General features: G+C 59.4%; 15 protein-coding genes. 9 read left to right on the forward strand and 6 right to left on the reverse strand.

Going from position 1 to position 17,244, the window contains the following annotated elements:
• Positions 1-49: 49 nt before the first annotated feature.
• The 4 genes from ACEN8Q_RS28845 to groL all read left to right on the forward strand — a co-directional run bounded on the left by ACEN8Q_RS28845 (position 50) and on the right by groL (position 3,562).
• Positions 50-781 carry a HugZ family protein gene (locus tag ACEN8Q_RS28845; protein ID WP_057396773.1) on the forward strand — a complete coding sequence of 244 codons (732 nt, stop codon included), beginning with the start codon at positions 50-52 and terminating at the stop codon, positions 779-781.
• Positions 782-847: 66 nt separating this feature from the next.
• Positions 848-1,324, forward strand: a complete 477-nt coding sequence (locus ACEN8Q_RS28850) for an FxsA family protein (protein ID WP_108228577.1) — start codon at positions 848-850, stop codon at positions 1,322-1,324.
• Positions 1,325-1,572: 248 nt separating this feature from the next.
• Entirely contained in the window at positions 1,573-1,866 is a 294-nt protein-coding gene (locus ACEN8Q_RS28855) for a co-chaperone GroES (RefSeq protein ID WP_007985847.1), read from the forward strand.
• Positions 1,867-1,915: 49 nt separating this feature from the next.
• Entirely contained in the window at positions 1,916-3,562 is a 1,647-nt protein-coding gene (gene groL / locus ACEN8Q_RS28860; protein ID WP_413427917.1) for a chaperonin GroEL, read from the forward strand.
• Positions 3,563-3,805: 243 nt separating this feature from the next.
• Here groL and ACEN8Q_RS28865 read toward each other — a convergent pair whose 3' ends face one another.
• Both ACEN8Q_RS28865 and ACEN8Q_RS28870 read right to left on the reverse strand, forming a co-directional pair.
• Positions 3,806-4,549, reverse strand: a complete 744-nt coding sequence (locus tag ACEN8Q_RS28865; RefSeq protein ID WP_413427916.1) for a phosphatase PAP2 family protein — start codon at positions 4,547-4,549, stop codon at positions 3,806-3,808.
• Between the two features lie 54 nt (positions 4,550-4,603).
• Positions 4,604-6,553, reverse strand: coding sequence for an LTA synthase family protein (locus ACEN8Q_RS28870; protein ID WP_413704073.1), 1,950 nt, complete (start codon positions 6,551-6,553; stop codon positions 4,604-4,606).
• 202 nt (positions 6,554-6,755) lie between these two features.
• Between ACEN8Q_RS28870 and colR the strand changes: the two genes are divergently transcribed.
• The 5 genes from colR to ACEN8Q_RS28895 all read left to right on the forward strand — a co-directional run bounded on the left by colR (position 6,756) and on the right by ACEN8Q_RS28895 (position 10,474).
• Positions 6,756-7,439 carry a two-component system response regulator ColR gene (gene colR, locus ACEN8Q_RS28875; RefSeq protein ID WP_007985839.1) on the forward strand — a complete coding sequence of 228 codons (684 nt, stop codon included), beginning with the start codon at positions 6,756-6,758 and terminating at the stop codon, positions 7,437-7,439.
• Positions 7,429-8,703, forward strand: a complete 1,275-nt coding sequence (locus ACEN8Q_RS28880; RefSeq protein ID WP_413427914.1) for a sensor histidine kinase — start codon at positions 7,429-7,431, stop codon at positions 8,701-8,703. The genes colR and ACEN8Q_RS28880 overlap by 11 nt, the downstream gene beginning before the upstream one ends.
• 154 nt (positions 8,704-8,857) lie before the next feature.
• A complete protein-coding gene (locus ACEN8Q_RS28885) occupies positions 8,858-9,526 on the forward strand; it encodes a class I SAM-dependent methyltransferase (protein WP_413427913.1) in 669 nt (222 codons plus the stop codon).
• A gap of 4 nt (positions 9,527-9,530) precedes the next feature.
• The gene (locus ACEN8Q_RS28890; protein ID WP_008018518.1) at positions 9,531-10,244 is read left to right on the forward strand and encodes a lipopolysaccharide kinase InaA family protein; all 714 of its coding nucleotides are present in this window, start codon (positions 9,531-9,533) and stop codon (positions 10,242-10,244) included.
• 2 nt (positions 10,245-10,246) lie between these two features.
• The gene (locus tag ACEN8Q_RS28895; RefSeq protein WP_413427912.1) at positions 10,247-10,474 is read left to right on the forward strand and encodes a hypothetical protein; all 228 of its coding nucleotides are present in this window, start codon (positions 10,247-10,249) and stop codon (positions 10,472-10,474) included.
• 182 nt (positions 10,475-10,656) lie between these two features.
• Here the strand turns inward: ACEN8Q_RS28895 and ACEN8Q_RS28900 are convergent, their stop codons facing one another.
• From ACEN8Q_RS28900 to ACEN8Q_RS28915, 4 genes are all read right to left on the reverse strand, one after another.
• A complete protein-coding gene (locus tag ACEN8Q_RS28900; protein ID WP_413427911.1) occupies positions 10,657-13,683 on the reverse strand; it encodes a multidrug efflux RND transporter permease subunit in 3,027 nt (1,008 codons plus the stop codon).
• A 13-nt stretch (positions 13,684-13,696) separates the two neighbouring features.
• On the reverse strand, positions 13,697-14,845 hold the full coding sequence (locus ACEN8Q_RS28905) for an efflux RND transporter periplasmic adaptor subunit (protein WP_413704074.1): 1,149 nt from the start codon (positions 14,843-14,845) through the stop codon (positions 13,697-13,699).
• Between the two features lie 201 nt (positions 14,846-15,046).
• Positions 15,047-16,147 carry a DUF1513 domain-containing protein gene (locus tag ACEN8Q_RS28910; RefSeq protein ID WP_413704075.1) on the reverse strand — a complete coding sequence of 367 codons (1,101 nt, stop codon included), beginning with the start codon at positions 16,145-16,147 and terminating at the stop codon, positions 15,047-15,049.
• A gap of 14 nt (positions 16,148-16,161) precedes the next feature.
• Positions 16,162-17,226: an imelysin family protein gene (locus ACEN8Q_RS28915; RefSeq protein ID WP_413704076.1), complete on the reverse strand. Its 1,065-nt coding sequence runs from the start codon at positions 17,224-17,226 to the stop codon at positions 16,162-16,164.
• Between the last annotated feature and the right edge of the window lie 18 nt (positions 17,227-17,244).

The following is a 17,244-nucleotide window of genomic DNA, read 5'->3' on the forward strand; positions in this document are numbered from 1 at the left end:
CCAGCAGCTCGTCCGTTTTTATGACGGATTCTATTTAAGGAGTCATAAATTGAGCGTTGAAGCGGCTAAGCATGCACGAGAATTGCTTCTCAAGGAATACCGTGGAGTGCTCTCGACGCACTCCAAATCGATGCCCGGTTTCCCGTTCGGCTCCGTGGTTCCGTACTGCCTGGACGAGCAGGGCCGGCCGCTGATCCTGATCAGCCGCATCGCCCAGCACACCCACAACTTGCAGAAAGACCCGAAATGCTCGCTGTTCGTGGGCGAGCGTGGCGCTGAGGATGTCCAGGCCGTTGGTCGACTGACCTATCTGGCCGAAGCGCAGCAGCTCGAAGACGAAGCCGCCATCGAAGCCGCCTCCGAACGTTACTACCGCTATTTCCCGGAGTCGCAGGGTTATCACAAGGCCCACGATTTCGACTTCTGGGTGCTCAAGCCTGTACGCCACCGGTATATCGGCGGTTTTGGCGCGATTCATTGGGTCAATGACCTGACCCTGGCCAACCCTTTCGCCGGCAAGGTTGAACTGAGCATGGTCGAGCACATGAACGCCGATCACGCCAAGGCCATCGCCCATTATGTCGAGCTGGCCGGGTTGCCGACAAACGTGCCGGCGCAAATGGCCGGTATCGACGCCGAAGGTATGCACCTGCGCATCGGTCAAAGTCTGTACTGGTTGCCGTTTCAAGCACCTTGTAATACGCCGACACAAGTCCGGGAGGCCTTGGTTTCTCTGGCTCACGCCGAACATTGGCCGAAAAATGAAGTGGCCGACGCTTGAATTCACGAAACGGCGACGTCATCTAAGGTGAACTGGCAAGGCATTCTTGCGTTGAGGAACCATTTGATGCGCCCTTTTTTGTTGCTCTTTCTGCTGTTCCCGGTGTTGGAGCTGTTCGTATTCGTCAAGGTGGCAGGGTCCATCGGGTTTTTCCCGGCCCTGCTGCTGATCATTCTCGGCTCGATGTTCGGTGTGTTCGTGCTGCGCATCGCCGGCCTGGCCACGGCCCTGCGTGCCCGTGAAAGTCTGAGCCGCGGCGAACTGCCGGCCCAGACCATGCTCGAAGGCCTGATGCTGGCGTTGGCCGGTGGCCTGCTGATTCTTCCGGGTTTCATCAGCGATGTGATCGGCCTGTTCATGCTGCTGCCGTTCAGTCGTCGCCTGCTGGCGGGTAAAATGCGCCAGCGCGCCGAAGAGCAGGCGATGCGTCAGCGAGCGTTCGCCGACGACCTGCAGGCACGCGGCGGTCCAGCCCCCCGCGAGCCACTGGGGCGTGAGCCGACAGTGATCGAAGGCGAGTTCGAACACCGAGATACCAAGTAATGGCACTCCACACACGGCACCTTCGGGTGCCGTGTTCGTTTGCGGGGCATCGACCTGAAAATTTTTTCATCGCCGCCCTTGTAATAAGCTTATGCGCCCTTATGTAACGGTCACCGCAAGGTTTCTGGCGAACACGCCAGACAGACTTCCGCGGTTCGCTTGACGAACCGCAACCGGCATCGCCGGCCTTTGTTAAACCCGCCGGGACTACACCGGCCGATGAAAACCACAATTAGGAGAGATCGACAATGAAGCTTCGTCCTCTGCATGACCGCGTCGTCATCCGTCGCAGCGAAGAAGAAAAGAAAACCGCTGGCGGTATCGTCCTGCCAGGTTCGGCTGCTGAAAAAGCCAACAGCGGCGAAATCCTCGCTGTAGGCACCGGCCGCGTACTGGAAAACGGTGAAGTGCGTGCACTGTCCGTGAAAGTGGGCGACAAGGTTGTGTTCGGTCCTTACTCCGGCAGCAACACTGTGAAAGTCGACGGCGAAGACCTGCTGGTAATGAGCGAGAACGAAATCCTCGCTGTTATCGAAGGCTGATACCCCCGTTCATTTTCCGCTACTACAAAGTATTTAAGGAATATCGATCATGGCTGCTAAAGAAGTTCTGTTTGGCGATTCCGCCCGCAAGAAAATGCTCAAAGGCGTTAACGTCCTGGCTGACGCGGTAAAAGCGACCCTGGGCCCGAAAGGCCGTAACGTGATCATCGAGAAGAGCTTCGGCGCTCCGACCATCACCAAGGACGGTGTTTCCGTCGCCAAAGAAATCGAACTCGAAGACCGTTTCGAAAACATGGGTGCGCAGCTGGTCAAAGACGTTGCCTCCCGTGCCAACGATGACGCTGGTGACGGTACTACCACCGCTACCGTTCTGGCTCAGTCGATCGTCAACGAAGGCCTGAAAGCCGTCGCTGCCGGCATGAACCCGATGGACCTCAAGCGCGGTATCGACAAGGCGACCATCGCCATCGTCAAAGAGCTGAAAAACCTGTCCAAGCCATGCGCTGACACCAAGGCTATCGCTCAGGTTGGTACCATCTCCGCCAACTCCGACAACTCCATCGGCGACATCATTGCCGAAGCCATGGAAAAAGTCGGTAAAGAAGGCGTGATCACCGTTGAAGAAGGCTCGGGCCTGGAAAACGAACTGTCGGTTGTTGAAGGCATGCAGTTCGACCGTGGCTACCTGTCCCCGTACTTCGTCAACAAGCCAGAGACCATGGTCGCTGAGCTGGACGGCCCGCTGATCCTGTTGGTCGACAAGAAGATCTCGAACATCCGCGAAATGCTGCCAGTGCTGGAAGCCGTTGCCAAAGCCGGCCGCCCACTGCTGATCGTGGCCGAAGACGTTGAAGGCGAAGCCCTGGCGACTCTGGTTGTGAACAACATGCGTGGCATCGTTAAAGTCGCAGCCGTCAAGGCTCCAGGCTTCGGCGATCGTCGCAAGGCCATGCTGCAGGACATCGCCGTTCTGACCGGCGGTACCGTTATCTCCGAAGAGATCGGCCTGAGCCTGGAAAGCGCAACCCTGGAAAACCTGGGCAGCGCCAAGCGCGTGACCCTGTCCAAGGAAAACACCATCATCGTTGACGGTGCTGGCGTACACGGCGACATCGAAGCACGCATCACTCAGATCCGTGCTCAGGTTGCCGAAACTTCCTCGGACTACGACCGTGAAAAACTGCAAGAGCGTCTGGCCAAGCTGTCCGGCGGCGTTGCAGTGATCAAGGTTGGCGCTGGTTCCGAAGTAGAAATGAAAGAGAAGAAAGCCCGCGTTGAAGACGCCCTGCACGCTACTCGTGCTGCCGTTGAAGAAGGCGTGGTACCTGGCGGTGGCGTTGCGCTGATCCGCGCTCTGCAAACCCTGAACGATCTGAAAGGCGACAACGCTGATCAGGACGTAGGTATCGCTGTTCTGCGTCGTGCCGTTGAAGCACCGTTGCGTCAGATCGCTGCCAACAGCGGTGACGAGCCAAGCGTTGTGGTCAACGAAGTCAAGAGCGGCAAAGGTAACTTCGGTTACAACGCTGCGACTGGCGAATACGGCGACATGATCGAAATGGGTATCCTGGATCCGACCAAGGTCACCCGTTCCGCGCTGCAAGCTGCATCGTCGATCGGCGGTCTGATCCTGACCACCGAAGCCGCTGTTGCTGATGCACCGAAGAAAGACGGCGGTGCTGGCGGCGGTATGCCAGACATGGGCGGTATGGGCGGCATGGGCGGCATGATGTAAGCCAGCCTTACCCCCGTACGAAAAAACCCCGTCTGCGAAAGCAGGCGGGGTTTTTTATTGCCCGGAATCCGAAGCTAACATCGATCCATTGTGGGAGCGGGCTTGCTCCGGGCGGCGTTCCGACGAAGGCGGAGTGTCAGCCGACATGGATGCTGAATGACACTCCGCCTTCGCGAGCAAGCCCGCTCCCACAGGGAACTGCATAAATCCTGTGGGAGCGGGCTTGCCCGCGAAGGCGTCGGCTCAGACGCTGACGGGTTGAGCCTTGGTGACTTTTTCGGACTTGGAGGCCGGTCGATACAGAACGCAGTAATACGACCCCAGGCAAATCAGCCAGCAGAACACCGCTGTCCACACGTTGTGCGAGAAGAAGTGCGCGCCCTGCATCATCCGCCCGATGGAGAACACCGAGCCGAGGGCGAAGGCGAAGACAAACGCTGCGCGCGCCATGCGCGGGCGACGGTCACGCAATACGAAAAACAGGGCAAACAGGGTGAAACCGGTGGCCGCATGGCCGCCGGGCCAGCAACGTCCCGGTTTTTCGGTGTGCGGGCGAGGGCTCAACAGTTCGCTGTACGTCTCGTGACCGCCGAACTGCTCAAGGCTCCAGGGGCATTGCACTGCGGTCACCGCTTTCATGGGCGTGACAAAGGAAGTCGCCAGGCCCAGGGACAGTACCAGGCAACCCAGTTCGCGCTTGAACGGTTTGAGCCTGGCCATGAAGAACGAAGTGATGTAACCGAGGATGGCGAACACCGAAAATGCAATGACTACCTGCTTGGCGCGGGTATGCAGGATGTTTTCCAGGAAGTAACTGTGCCGTCCGATGAAGTCACCCGCGACCGGGTCGTAGAAAAGCTTGGCAAGGTCCATGTCCAGTGAGGTCAGTTCGAGCAACACCAGAGTGATCGCCGCAACGGCGGGAACCCCCAGACACACCCAGAAATTGAGCGGGCGAGGGGCGGGGCGGACAGCAGTTGATGACATGGTGGATCCTGAACAAAGGAAAAAGCCCCGGGGCATCAGCCCGGGGCGATTCGGTTATCGTTCGCCGACTTGACCGGCACCCTCCTTGGGCGCCTTCCAGCCAAGCAGCTGTTGCTTGAAGCCATAACTGGCAGTTTGGTAATAGGTGATTGCGCGGGTAATCAGTGGGTCACTGGCGGTAGACCGGGACTCGCGACTTTCAGTCAGCGCGTCATCGTGACGACGCAAGCCCTGGCGGGGGCTCAAGATCGCCAGGTCCTTGCCGTCGAACAACCCCAGGTGCTGGTAGTTACCGAGCACCACGCGTGGTGGCAGCGGGTTGTCCTGCAACAGGTTACGGCCAAAGAATGTCGATTCATAATCCAGATTGAGCAAACCCAGCAACGTTGGCGCCAGATCGATCTGGCTGGCCAATTGTGCAGTTTCCCGAGCTTCGATCAACTTGGGCGCATAGATGAACAGCGGAATCTGATAGTTGGCGATGGGCAAGTCTTCCTTACCGGCGCTGCCTGCGGTGTGGTCGGCGACAAAGACGAAGATTGTATTGTCAAACCAGGGTTTTTGACGCGCCTGATCGAGAAACTGACCGATGGCGTAGTCGGTGTACTTCACCGCACCGTCACGGCCGTTGCCGGACTTGATGTCGATCCGGTTGTCCGGATAGGTGTAAGGACGATGGTTGGACGTCGTCATCAGTTGCAGCAGGAATGGCTGCTGCCTGGCGTAGTCGGCATCGGCCAGTTTCAGTGTCTGCCTGTAGAGATCTTCGTCGGCCATGCCCCAGGCATTCTTGAAGTGAATCTCCGACTCCTCGACGCTGCTCTGGTCTACAACGCGATAACCGTTGCCGCTGAAGAACGCATTCATGTTGTCGAAGTAACCGCGCCCGCCATAGACAAACACACTGTCGTAGCCCACGGCATTGAGTTGCTGGCCAAGGCTGGCAAAGCCGCTTTCACGACCCACGCGCTTGACGATCGAGCGGCCGGGTGTCGGCGGAATCGCCAGGGTGATGGCTTCCAGGCCGCGGTCGGTGCGGGTGCCGGTGGCGTAGAAATTATTAAAATACAGGCTCTGCTTGCGCAAGGCATCAAGGTAGGGGGTCAGGTTACGGGTGTCACCGTTGCTGCCCATGTACTTGGCGCTGAAGCTTTCAATGGTGACCAGCACGATATTGGGTTTACGCGGTGCGCCCGGGTTATCGATCTGCCGACGAATGTCCTGCGGGTCCTCACCCACGAAGCGGGCATTGGGTTCTGCCAGTTCGGCGCGTATCTGCTGGGCAACCACGGCCGACGGTAGTGTGGTGTAGAACTGCGGGTAGTCCAGTTCGTTGTTGCGGAATGCCGCGAAGAATTGATACGGGCCATTGCTCGCCAGTTCGTTCTGATAGGCGTTGCCGCCTTGGGCGCGCGGGGCGTCCTGGCTGAGCAGTTGCATGCTCAGGCCGGCGACGATCAACAAACCGAGCACATTCAGCAAGCGCCCACGCAGCGGCGGCAACGGTGCATCGAGTGCAGCGTTGAAGGGTTTGCGCAATGCAAGACTCAGGGCCACGGCCAGCACGGCGAGGATGCTCAGCAGCGTGCCGATCGGGTATGACTCAAGCAGGTTGTTCAGTACTTCGTCGGAATACACCAGGTAGTCGACGGCGATGAAGTTGAAGCGCACGCCGAACTCATCCCAGAACAGCCATTCGGCCACCGAGGTGAACAACATCGCGAACAGACTGACCGTCAGCAGCCCCTGAAGGAACCAGCGATGGCCACGAGTGCGCCACAGGGCCGGCGGGCACAGCAACAGGTAGAGGCCCATCGGCAGTGCCGCGTAGGCAATGAAGCCCAGGTCGTAGAGCAGGCCAATGCCGAACACCGACAGGAATCCGCTTCCGGCCTCATCCAGATGCGTCAGGAGCAGGACTGTTCGAGTCAGAAAAAAAATCACCAGCCAGGAGCCGGTCACCAGCAGCAAAAAGCGCATGGGGGCCGTCTTCAAATAGTCCATTTTTTGTATTCCTTGTTATCAAGCGCGTGAGAGTCTCGGCTGATCACTGTAGTCAGCCCGTGAATCGATAGTGAAAAACTTGTTAATCATACCTTTCGGTTGATCGAATTGATTCACCCCTGGCCTTCCCCTAGCCGTGGGCCGCACTTGGCCTTAAGCTGCGCGGGCCATGACGGCCGTTACTGTGGACGGAGAGATACCCATGCGAATTCTATTGGTTGAAGACAACCGCGATATCCTGGCCAACCTGGCCGATTACCTGGGGCTCAAAGGCTATACCGTGGATTGCGCGCAGGATGGTCTGTCTGGCCTGCATCTGGCGGCCACCGAGCACTACGATTTGATCGTGCTCGATATCATGTTGCCCGGTATCGATGGCTATACCTTGTGCAAGCGCCTGCGCGAAGATGCCCGCCGCGAAACGCCGGTGATCATGCTCACGGCCCGTGATCAACTGGATGACCGTCTGCAAGGCTTCAAGTCGGGTGCCGATGATTACCTGATCAAGCCGTTTGCCCTGTCTGAACTGGCGGCCCGTATCGAAGCGGTCATGCGCCGGACCCAGGGCGGCGGGCGGCGGACCTTGCAGGTCGGCGACCTGAGCTATGACCTTGACACCCTGGAAGTCACCCGCGAAGGCCGGTTGCTGAAACTCAACCCGGTCGGCCTGAAGTTGCTGGCCGTGTTGATGCAGAAAAGCCCTCATGTATTGCGCCGTGAAATTCTTGAAGAGGCGCTGTGGGGGGACGACTGCCCGGACAGCGACAGCCTGCGCAGCCATGTCCACCAATTGCGCCAGGTGATCGACAAACCGTTCGCCAAGCCATTGCTGCAAACCGTGCACGGTGTGGGCTATCGCCTGGCCGAGGGCCGTGATGGAGTTTAAGCAGAGCCTTTCTCAACGCATCATCATTGCCTTTGCGCTGATGAGCGCACTGGTGGCCGGTGCCTTTGCCATGGGCATCGTGGCGACCGTGCACCTGGTGGAGGAAAAACTGATTTCGGCGGGTCTGGGCGGCGATCTGCAGCGCCTGTTGCTGATGGACAATGTCGCGGACTGGAGCCATCGACCCGAACCGGACCAATTGTTCTACTTCAGCGGCGGACGGGGTGATTTCAACTTGCCCAAGGATCTGCGGCACCTGGAGCCGGGGTTCCACGAAGTGTTCCGTGAAAACCTGTCGTACCACGCCATGGTCGAAATCGTCGACGGCCGACGTTACGTGCTGTTGCAGGACCAGAGCGACTTCGAAGAGCGCGAGCGGGTGCTGTTTGCCGTGGTGTTGGTGGGTTTCGTACTGAGCCTGGCGCTGGCGGTGTTTCTCGGCTGGGTCCTGGCACGCAAGGTCATGGCGCCGGTGGTGCGGCTGGCCCGCCAGGTACGCCATCGCGATCAACTGCTCGGTTTGGCCCCCCCTTTGGCTCCGGATTATGCCGCCGACGAAGTGGGCGAGCTGGCCGTGGCCTTCGACGCCACCCTCGGGCGCTTGCGTCAGGCCCTGACCCGCGAGCGGTTATTCACCAGCGACGTCAGCCACGAATTGCGTACACCCCTGATGATATTGGCCAGTTCCTGCGAGTTGCTGCTGGAAAACCCAGGAATCGATCAGCGCGGCCGCGCCCAGGTCGAGCGCATCGCCCGCGCATGCGAAGAAATGCGTGAGCTGGTGCAAACCTTCCTGATGCTGGCCCGTGCCCAGCGCGAAGACGCCAGCATGTCGCCACAGCAGTCCCTGGGCCAGGTGGCCGAGGGCCTGCTCGGTCTGTGGCGCGAGCCCATTGAAAGCAAAGGGTTGAAGCTGATCTTCGAACCGGGCGAGCCTGAGGCCAAGGGCTACAATGCGACGTTTTTGCACGCGGTGATGGGTAACTTGCTGCGCAACGCCTTGCATTACACCGAACAGGGCTTCATCCGCCTGACCCTGACGGGCACGGGCTTTCTGGTCGAAGACAGTGGCGTGGGCATTCCCGAGGAAAAACGCGAGGCGATGTTCGAACCGTTCGTCCGGGGCAACGAAAAGCGCGGGGAAGGGTTGGGCCTGGGACTTTCACTGGTGCAGCGGATCTGTGAAAACCAGGGCTGGAGCGTCAGCCTGACAACCATGGAGCCCAATGGTTGTCGTTTTCAGGTGGAGTTGTCCCGAACCTGATCTGTTGAGTCAGGCGTCCAGCAAACCCTGTCAACTCTGTAAAAGCCTGTAATACTTCCGGGTTTTCCGTAATGAAATTTTCACAAGTGGCTCACCTGACACCGACACCGCGAAACCTAAGGTAGTTGCTATCAGAAGTTCAGGAGACCTGGTGATGGAAGGTCCGATCAAACTCGATTTTTCCGAAAAATACGACGATCAACACGCGCAACGCTATTTGCGCAAACACCAGGAAGGTCTCGGCCGTCGGCTGTCCCATTGGCGTGAAGAACAACTGGCTCGCAAGGCGCTGGCCCTGGTTGGCGAGCCCGGCCTGGTCCTCGACTTGCCGTGCGGTGCAGGGCGTTTCTGGCCCTTGCTGGCGGAAAAAACCAACCGCGTGATCATCGGTGCCGATAACTCGGAGTCCATGCTGAAGGTCGCAACCCAGGCGCAATCCGCCCACGTGGTGAAACGGGTACAGCCCTTGCACACTTCTGCATTCGACATCGCCTTGCCGGACAACGCCGTCGACAGCATTTTTTGCATGCGCTTGCTCCACCACATCGGTGAAGCCGAGCATCGCATGGCCATTTTGCGCGAATTCGAGCGAGTTACCCGTGACAGCGTGATCCTTTCGCTGTGGGTCGATGGCAACTTCAAGGCCTGGAAACGCAAGCGTTCGGAGAAAACCCGTGGGCAGGAAGGTTACCAAAACCGGTTTGTGTTACCGGTCGCTACCGTAGAAAAGGAATTTGAGCAGGCGGGTTTCCGCATCCAGGAACAACTGGACTTTTTGCCGCTCTATGCGATGTGGCGAGTTTACGTATTACGCAAGAGGTAACAGGATGGCAGTGCAGTATGCAGCAGAAACGGAAGTCGCTCCCCAGGATCGCTTCGATTACTTTTGGAATCAGCGCGGTGAATGGGTCGAGGAACCTAACGTCCGTCGCGGCGGGGAAAGCGGCGTTCAACGAGTGATGGGCAGTGATGGTCAGCTGCTCTACGTCAAGCGTCAGACCGGGCATATCCATCGTAGCTGGCAGCACCCTTTCGGGCGGCCGACAGTACTGCGCGAGAGTGCTGCGCTCAACGGTGTCGCCGCGCTTGGCGTACGGGTTCCGCATATCGTTTTCTGCGGCGCGCAGCGTGATCCAGTGCACAAATGGCGTGCCTTGCTGGTCACCAGGTCGCTGGACGGCTTCGAGGAAATCGATCGCTGGTACGCCGGTGGCGGTCGCGAGCGTCATGGTGAAGCCATACATGACCGCGTGCTCAAGGACCTGGCTGAAAACCTGGCGCGCATGCACAAGGGCCGCTGGCAGCACGGTTGCCTTTACGACAAGCACGTATTCGTTCGCGTGACCGGTGAGGGCGAGACGGCCAAGGTCGAAGTGGCCCTGATCGATCTGGAGAAATCCCGACAGCGTTTGACCGCTCATCGCGCAGCGGCCCATGACATGAAGCAGTTGCGTCGCCACTCGTCGTTCAGCGAAGCAGACTGGAAAAAGCTCGTCTACTTTTATGAGACGGCGTTTGGCAGCGCTATCAAGGATTTATAGCGATGAAACTCGAAATTGCACGAGGTTTGTTTCTGGTAGGAGCCTTGGCAGTTGCATCGATCGCGATGGCAGCCTGGGAGCAACCACGCCCCCAGGTTCTCAGCTCGATAAGCGCAGAAGAACATTGTCCGTTGCCGCGGGTTGCGAAGGCATCCGTGGCTACTCGACCCGATCATGATTTGTTGCTGTTCATGTTCGGACTTTCTCAGGGATTGAGGCCGCAGAATTGAACCGATTGAAGCCCAAATGAAAGGCCTCGCTGATGCGAGGCCTTTTTTTTGCCCTGATTTCATGTTTCAACGCTGACCTGTGTGGGAGCGGGCTTGCTCGCGAATGCGGGGTGTCATTCAACAACTCTGTTGTCTGACACCCCGCATTCGCGAGCAAGCCCGCTCCCACAGGTTTTTCTGCATCAGGGTTTATCCGGTTTGGCCAGCAAGGTGTAGATGCAGGGCAACACGAACAGGGTGAACAGTGTGCCGATCGACATGCCCGTCGCGATGACCGTGCCGATGTCGAACCGGCTGACCGCGCCAGCACCGGTGGCGATGATCAATGGCACCATGCCGAATACCATCGCCGCGGTGGTCATCAAGACCGGACGCAGGCGGATGGCTGCTGCTTCCTCCACGGCCTCCCGTGCCGTCAGGCCCTTGTCCTTGCGTAGCTGGTTGGCGAACTCGACGATCAGAATGCCGTGCTTGCTGATCAGCCCGATCAACGTCACCAGCCCGACCTGGGTGTAGATGTTCATGCTCGACCAGCCCAGGAACAGCGGAATCAATGCACCGCAGATAGACAGCGGTACGGTGACCAATATCACCAGCGGGTCGCGGAAGCTTTCGAACTGGGCCGCCAGTACCAGGAAAATGACCGCCAATGCCAAGGCAAAGGTGACCCACAGGGCACTGCCTTCCTGAACGTACTGCCTCGATGCGCCGGCGTAGTCGAAGGCAAAACCGGCAGGTGCCTCTTCCCGGGCGATCTGGTGCACGAGGTCGACGGCTTCCCCCATGCTCACCAGCGGCACTCCGGACAGGATGGCCGAGTTGAGTTGCTGGAACTGGTTCAACTGTCGCGGTCGAGCACGGTCGGTGACGGTGATCAGGGTCGACAGCGCCAACAGTTCGCCCTTGGAGTTTTTCACGTAGTAATTGTTCAGCCAGTCCGGATTGTCGCGAAATGGCTGTTCGACCTGGGCAATGACTTTGTAGCTGCGACCTTCAACGGTGAAACGGTTGATCTCGGCTTCACCCAGCAGGGTTGCCAGGGTGCCCCCCAGATCCTGCATGGAAACCCCCATCTGCGCGGCCTTGGCACGGTCGATATCGACCACCACTTCCGGCTTGTCGAAAGCCAGGTCAACGTGGACAAACGCAAACTTGCCGGATTCCTTCGCCCGTTTTTTTACCCGGTCGGCCACCTGCAGCAGCAATTCGTAATCATTGGCGGAGTTGATGACGAACTGGAACGGCACGCCTTCGCCGGTGCCCGGCAGTGATGGCAGGTTGAAACCGAAAATCTGCAACCCCGGGATCTTTTCCAGTTTGGCCTGCACCTCGGGCAGGATCGACATTTGCGTGCGGCTGCGCTCGTTCCACGGCTTGAGCAGGAAACCGCCGATGCCCGATTGCACGCCGTTGAAACCATTGATCTGGAACGACGAGTAGTACTCGGGAAACGCCTTGAAGATCGAGACAAACTCGTCGGTGTAGATGTTCAGGTAGTTGAGGTTGGTCGGTTGCGGGGCATTGGCGATCATGAAAATGATGCCCTGGTCCTCATCCGGTGCCAGCTCCGACTTGGTGAATTTGAGAAGGACCGGAATCAGGCACAACACGATTACAGCGAACACCAATACCACCGGCCGGGTGTTGAGGGTGCCGTGAAGCAGGCTCTGGTAGCGGCGCTTGAGGCTTTCGAAAATCAGGTCCAGGCGATGGGCCAGGCCACTGGGGTTCTCATCGTGGCGCAGCAGGAACGCACACATCATCGGCGACAGGGTCAGGGCGACGATTCCGGAAATCACCACCGCGCCGGCCAGGGTCAGGGCGAACTCCTTGAACAGCGCCCCGGTCAGGCCGGTCAGGAAACCGATCGGTGCGTACACCGCTGCCAGGGTGATGGTCATCGACACCACCGGCATCGCGATTTCCCGGGCGCCTTCAATGGCGGCTTCGAGCGGTGTCTTGCCTTCCTCGATGTGGCGGTGAATGTTTTCCACCACGACGATGGCGTCATCCACCACCAGACCGATGGCCAATACCATCGCCAGCAGGGTGAGCAGGTTGATCGAGTACCCCATCATCTGCATGAAAAACATGACGCCGATCATCGACAGCGGGATGGTCACCACCGGGATCACCACCGAACGCAGGGCCCCGAGGAACAGGAACACCACCACGATCACGATCAGCACCGCTTCGAACAGGGTTTTCACCACTTCGTCGATCGAGGCCTGGATGAACAGGGTGGCGTCGTAGGCGATTTCCCCCTTGAGGTTCGGCGGTAGCTGGGCCTCGAGGTCCGGCATGATCTTGCGCACTTCCTTGATCACTTCCAGCGGGTTGGCGCCAGGCGTCGCCTTGATGCCGATATACACCGAAGGAGTGCCACCGAACGAGCTGATGGTGTCGTAGTTTTCCGCGCCCATTTCCACGCGCGCCACATCCCGTAGCAGCACACGGCTGTCGCCTTCGACCTTGAGCGGAATTGCCCCGAAGGCTTCGGCGGACTTGAGTTCAGTATTGGCGTTGATGCTGGTGACCACGTATTCGCCTTTCACCTCGCCGGCAGCCGAAAGGAAGTTGTACTGGCGCACCGCGTTGGTCACATCGCTGGCACTGAGGCCGAAACCCGCGAGCTTCGCCGGGTCCAGCCACAGGCGCATGGCAAATACCTGGTTGCCGAGGATCTCGGCTTCGGCCATGCCGGGCAAGGTCGCCAGTTTCGGCTGGATCACCCGTGACAGGTAATCGGTAATCTGCGGGTTGTTCAATTCCTTGCTGAAGAAGCTCATGTACATCAGCACTGACGCATCGGCAGATTGCTTGCTCAGCACCGGGTCTTCAGCGTCCTGGGGCAGCTGGCTCTTGACCTCGTTGGCCTTGGCCAGCAGTTCGGTAAACAGACGGTCGCTGTTGGAGCCGACGCGTGCGTAGATCGAGATCACCGAAAAGTTCTGGCGACTCACCGAGGTCATGTAGTCGATGCCCTCGGCGCTCGCCAGGCTTTGCTGCATCGGTTGAGTGATATAGCCCTGGATGGTTTCGGCGTTGGCCCCGGGGTAGGCGGTGGTCACCGTGATCAGGGCGTTTTCCATTTGCGGGTACTGGCGCAGCGGCAGCTTGCCCCAGGCCTGGAAGCCCAGCAGCACAATCAGCAGGCTGACTACGGTTGCGAGAACCGGGCGGCGGATGAACGGATCGGTAAATGCCATGGGGATTCCTTGATCAGTCCGCGCGTGGCGGGCTGCTCTGCTCAGCCAGGGTCTTGTCGTCGCTGATGGCAATGCGTGCGCCGTTGTCCAGTTTGAGCTGGCCGGCGGTCACCACTTTGTCGCCGCTCTGCACGCCTTTGGTGATCATCACTTGCCCGTCGCGGCGTTCGCCGGTTTCGACAAAACGCCGCTCGGCGATCAGCACCGGCTGGCCCTTGTCATCCTTTTGCAGGCTGCCATCTTCGGCCTTCTTTGGTACGGCCACGTACACCGAGTTGCCGTAGAGCGTGTAGGTAATCGCGCTTTCCGGTACCACGATGCGCGGTTGCGGGTCGGGCAGGAGCACCTGGAGGCTGGCGAACATGCCGGGCATCAACTTGCCATCGGGGTTGGCCAGGGTGGCGCGGACCTGCACGTTACGGGTGCTGTTCTCGACTTTGGGGTTGATTGCACTGATGGTGCCGGGGTACTCCAGGGTCGGATACGCCGCGACAACGACCCGCACTGGCTGGCCGAGAGCAATCTTGGGCACCGACTGCTCGGGCACGAAAAAGTCGACATACAGGCTACTGAGGTCTTGCAGGGTAGCGATCATGGTGCCGGTGGCCACATAGTCGCCGACGTCCACCTGACGAATGCCGATGGTGCCGCTGAACGGCGCGACGATGCGTTTTTTCTCGAGCGCGGCCCTGAGCTGATTGACCGTGGCCCTGCTCTTTTTCAGGACCGCCGAGAGGCGGTCGAACTCGCCTTTGGAAATGGCCTGGCTGCCGACCAGTTGGCTACCGCGACCGTAATCAAGCTGTGCCAGCCCGAGGTCGGCCAGAGCAGTTTCCAGCAGGGCACTTTCAACGGCGCTGTCGAGACGCAGGAGTGGTTGACCGGCCGTGACCTTTTGCCCTGACTCGAACTGCAAATCGATGACGGTGCCATCGGTCTCCAGGCTCAGGTCCACGCCTTGTAACGCCTTGAGCGTGCCAACAGTAGGCAGGCGGGCTTGCCATGGGCGCTCGGTGGCGGTGGCCACGGCAACGCTGATGGCCGGTCTGGGCGCAGAGAAGCCTTGAACCATCGTGTAGATCGAGAAGGCTTTGTACGCGGCCAGGACCAGCACAATCAGTAGAACAACACCCAACATGATCAGCATGCGGCGACGCAGCATATTCCAGTTCCTTGGAGGAAATCAGGTGAGACAGCGGGGCACATTACCGGGAGTGTAGAGGGTAATCCAACTGCCGTTTTTACAGTTTGTGAGGTATTAGAGAGGCGAAAGCCTGAAAAGATTCGCCGCCTTGGGCCGCGCCTGCCGGGTGTCCGTCACCCGGATACAAGCGCAGCCCAAGGCGGCGATTTTTTCAATGATTCAGGCCATCAGATGCAGATGGTTGTCCCAGAGCCCTGCCGGCAGCTCCAGCGGCTTTGCAATAAGAGTTGTCTGGCGGCAGTCGTAGTAGCGGCAGCGCCCCTGACCCGAGGTCACGACAAATCCATCGGCCACGGCACCGACCCCGGCGCAATCGGGCAGTGGTGCATCCAGGCGTACTTCACCGCTGTCCAGGTCCCAGATGAAAAAGCGGTTGCCCCGCGGTGCAGTCAACGCCACCAGGCGCAAGTCGCTATGTATCGCGACACTGGCGGTGTAGTGCCCCATGGCCTGCAACTGGTGCTCGGGTACCGGGAATGCTACGAAAGGCTGACCGGGACGCTTGATCGCCAACAGCTCCGACGACTCGTGGGCCGCACCCATGAACTGCTGGCTGGCGACGATGGTGCCGTCACTGGCGATGGCGAGATGGCGCACGCTGTTCATCTGCTGGGCGAGGGTTTCCTTGCTCAACAGGGTGCCGTCACGTTGCATCAGGACCAGGCTTGGTTCCATGGCGTTGAGGTTCATCTCCACCCGGCTTTCGGCTTCAGTGCGAATCCCGCCGTTGGCCACCACCAGGGTTTCGCCGTCGGGCATCCACGACACCTGGTGCGGCCCGAGGCCGTGGGTGGAAATTTCACCGCTGTGCACCAGCCGTCCGCCTTCGAATTTATACACACCGAGCAGGCCGCGCCCCGGATCGCTGGTGTCGTTTTCGGTGGCGTACAGCCAGTCGCCGCTGTGGTGAATCACCGCGTGTCCGTAGAAGTGCCGGTTGGGCTGTGACACCACGGTTTGCAGGAGCGCGCCGTCGCGCAGGTCGATCAGGTAGCTCTCGGTACCCGGACGGCGGGCGACAAACAGCGCAATCGGCTGTGTCGGGTGGTTGATGATGTCGTGGCAACGCTGGCCGACCCGGGTGGCGAACACCTGGGTGCCGTCCAGTCGATAACCCACGGCGTAATGCTGGCCATCGGTATCGTCCCGTGCCGAAAGCAACAACGGACTCTTGTCCTTTTGCTTGAACAGCTTCCAGCCGCCCAGCGTCACCGCACCCAGCAACAAACTACCTAATGTCAGAACCTGGCGTCGCAGCATGGAGCTCGCCCTCATCAGTCACCGTCGTTGGCGTTGAAGCCCAGTTGGATGCCCAGCGCCTTGGCCAGATCAGCTTCGTGCAGGCGATGGACGACGTTGAGGCTGTCATACAGCTCGTTGAGCTGCTGGCGACCGGCGTCGTCATTGAGCATTTCGGTCAGCGAACGCTGGTTGCCGGCGAACAGCTTCAGCGAGGCGGCATAGGCCGCATCGATCTTGTCGGCCAACGGTTTATGCTCGCTCGGCAACAGGCTGCGCAGGCCTTTGTTATCCACACCTTCCCAGACGGTTTTGGCGGCCGCGAGGCTGGCTTCGAGGCTGGTCAGGGAAGCCTGGCTACGCCATGCATCGGCCTGGAACGGTTGTGGTACGCCCTTGCTCTGGCGACCCATCGGCGTGCCGAGTTTCTTCTTCAGGGTGTCGATGGCCGTGACTTGCACACGCAGCAGATCGGCGATCGCTTCGTGGGAGTCCGCGTAGCGCTGGTTCGGGAACTTGCTCATTTGCGCGAGCATGCCGTCGGTGTTGTTCCAGGTTTGCAGAATCTCTTCGGCCAATTGCTTCTGGCGTTCGCCAATCGCAACCAATAGCGGGCAATACCTGGCCTTCTGTTCAGCGTTGGCTACGTCAGGCTTGCTGTCGAACAGAATGTATTCGTAGGCCGAGAGGCCCTGTACCACAACGCTGGACTTGGCCAGTGCGGCAGCATCGATCTGCGGCTGGGTGGTGACCAGTTGCTCGACCTGACGGCCGACCAGGTTTTTCTTGTCCGGCCAGAACTGCACTTGCCACGAACGGTTGCCTTCGGCCAACGGCCCGATCAGCAATGGTTGCAGTTCGGCCCAGGCTTTTTGCGCGTGCAGGAAGTCGGCACGGGCGGTTTCCAGGGTTTCCTTGCCTTCGCAATAGGCGAGGGCGCTGACCGCCAATTGACGGTCGGCTTCAACCCAACGGGTGTAGGTCGGCAGGATCACCGACTTGGCGATGGCCGCCGACGTGACCGCTTGCGGGTCCTGGGGCGAACAGGCACCCAGGGCGAGTGCGGCAAGGCTGGTGAACAACAGTTTGGGACGGAACATGTCGGGCTCCCGCGAGTG

This window comes from Pseudomonas sp. Pseusp16 (assembly GCF_047324915.1).
In the GTDB taxonomy this organism is placed as follows: Bacteria; Pseudomonadota; Gammaproteobacteria; order Pseudomonadales; family Pseudomonadaceae; genus Aquipseudomonas; species Aquipseudomonas fluorescens_CD.

What these genes read in the sequence shown, in the direction of transcription:
- ACEN8Q_RS28850 (WP_108228577.1), top strand. Translation starts at nt 848, where the DNA reads ATGCGCCCTTTTTTGTTGCTCTTTCTGCTGTTCCCGGTGTTGGAGCTG.
- ACEN8Q_RS28855 (WP_007985847.1), top strand. Translation starts at nt 1,573, where the DNA reads ATGAAGCTTCGTCCTCTGCATGACCGCGTCGTCATCCGTCGCAGCGAA.
- groL (WP_413427917.1), top strand. Translation starts at nt 1,916, where the DNA reads ATGGCTGCTAAAGAAGTTCTGTTTGGCGATTCCGCCCGCAAGAAAATG.
- ACEN8Q_RS28865 (WP_413427916.1), bottom strand. Translation starts at nt 4,549, where the DNA reads ATGTCATCAACTGCTGTCCGCCCCGCCCCTCGCCCGCTCAATTTCTGG.
- ACEN8Q_RS28870 (WP_413704073.1), bottom strand. Translation starts at nt 6,553, where the DNA reads ATGGACTATTTGAAGACGGCCCCCATGCGCTTTTTGCTGCTGGTGACC.
- colR (WP_007985839.1), top strand. Translation starts at nt 6,756, where the DNA reads ATGCGAATTCTATTGGTTGAAGACAACCGCGATATCCTGGCCAACCTG.
- ACEN8Q_RS28880 (WP_413427914.1), top strand. Translation starts at nt 7,429, where the DNA reads ATGGAGTTTAAGCAGAGCCTTTCTCAACGCATCATCATTGCCTTTGCG.
- ACEN8Q_RS28885 (WP_413427913.1), top strand. Translation starts at nt 8,858, where the DNA reads ATGGAAGGTCCGATCAAACTCGATTTTTCCGAAAAATACGACGATCAA.
- ACEN8Q_RS28890 (WP_008018518.1), top strand. Translation starts at nt 9,531, where the DNA reads ATGGCAGTGCAGTATGCAGCAGAAACGGAAGTCGCTCCCCAGGATCGC.
- ACEN8Q_RS28895 (WP_413427912.1), top strand. Translation starts at nt 10,247, where the DNA reads ATGAAACTCGAAATTGCACGAGGTTTGTTTCTGGTAGGAGCCTTGGCA.
- ACEN8Q_RS28900 (WP_413427911.1), bottom strand. Translation starts at nt 13,683, where the DNA reads ATGGCATTTACCGATCCGTTCATCCGCCGCCCGGTTCTCGCAACCGTA.
- ACEN8Q_RS28905 (WP_413704074.1), bottom strand. Translation starts at nt 14,845, where the DNA reads ATGCTGCGTCGCCGCATGCTGATCATGTTGGGTGTTGTTCTACTGATT.
- ACEN8Q_RS28910 (WP_413704075.1), bottom strand. Translation starts at nt 16,147, where the DNA reads ATGCTGCGACGCCAGGTTCTGACATTAGGTAGTTTGTTGCTGGGTGCG.
- ACEN8Q_RS28915 (WP_413704076.1), bottom strand. Translation starts at nt 17,226, where the DNA reads ATGTTCCGTCCCAAACTGTTGTTCACCAGCCTTGCCGCACTCGCCCTG.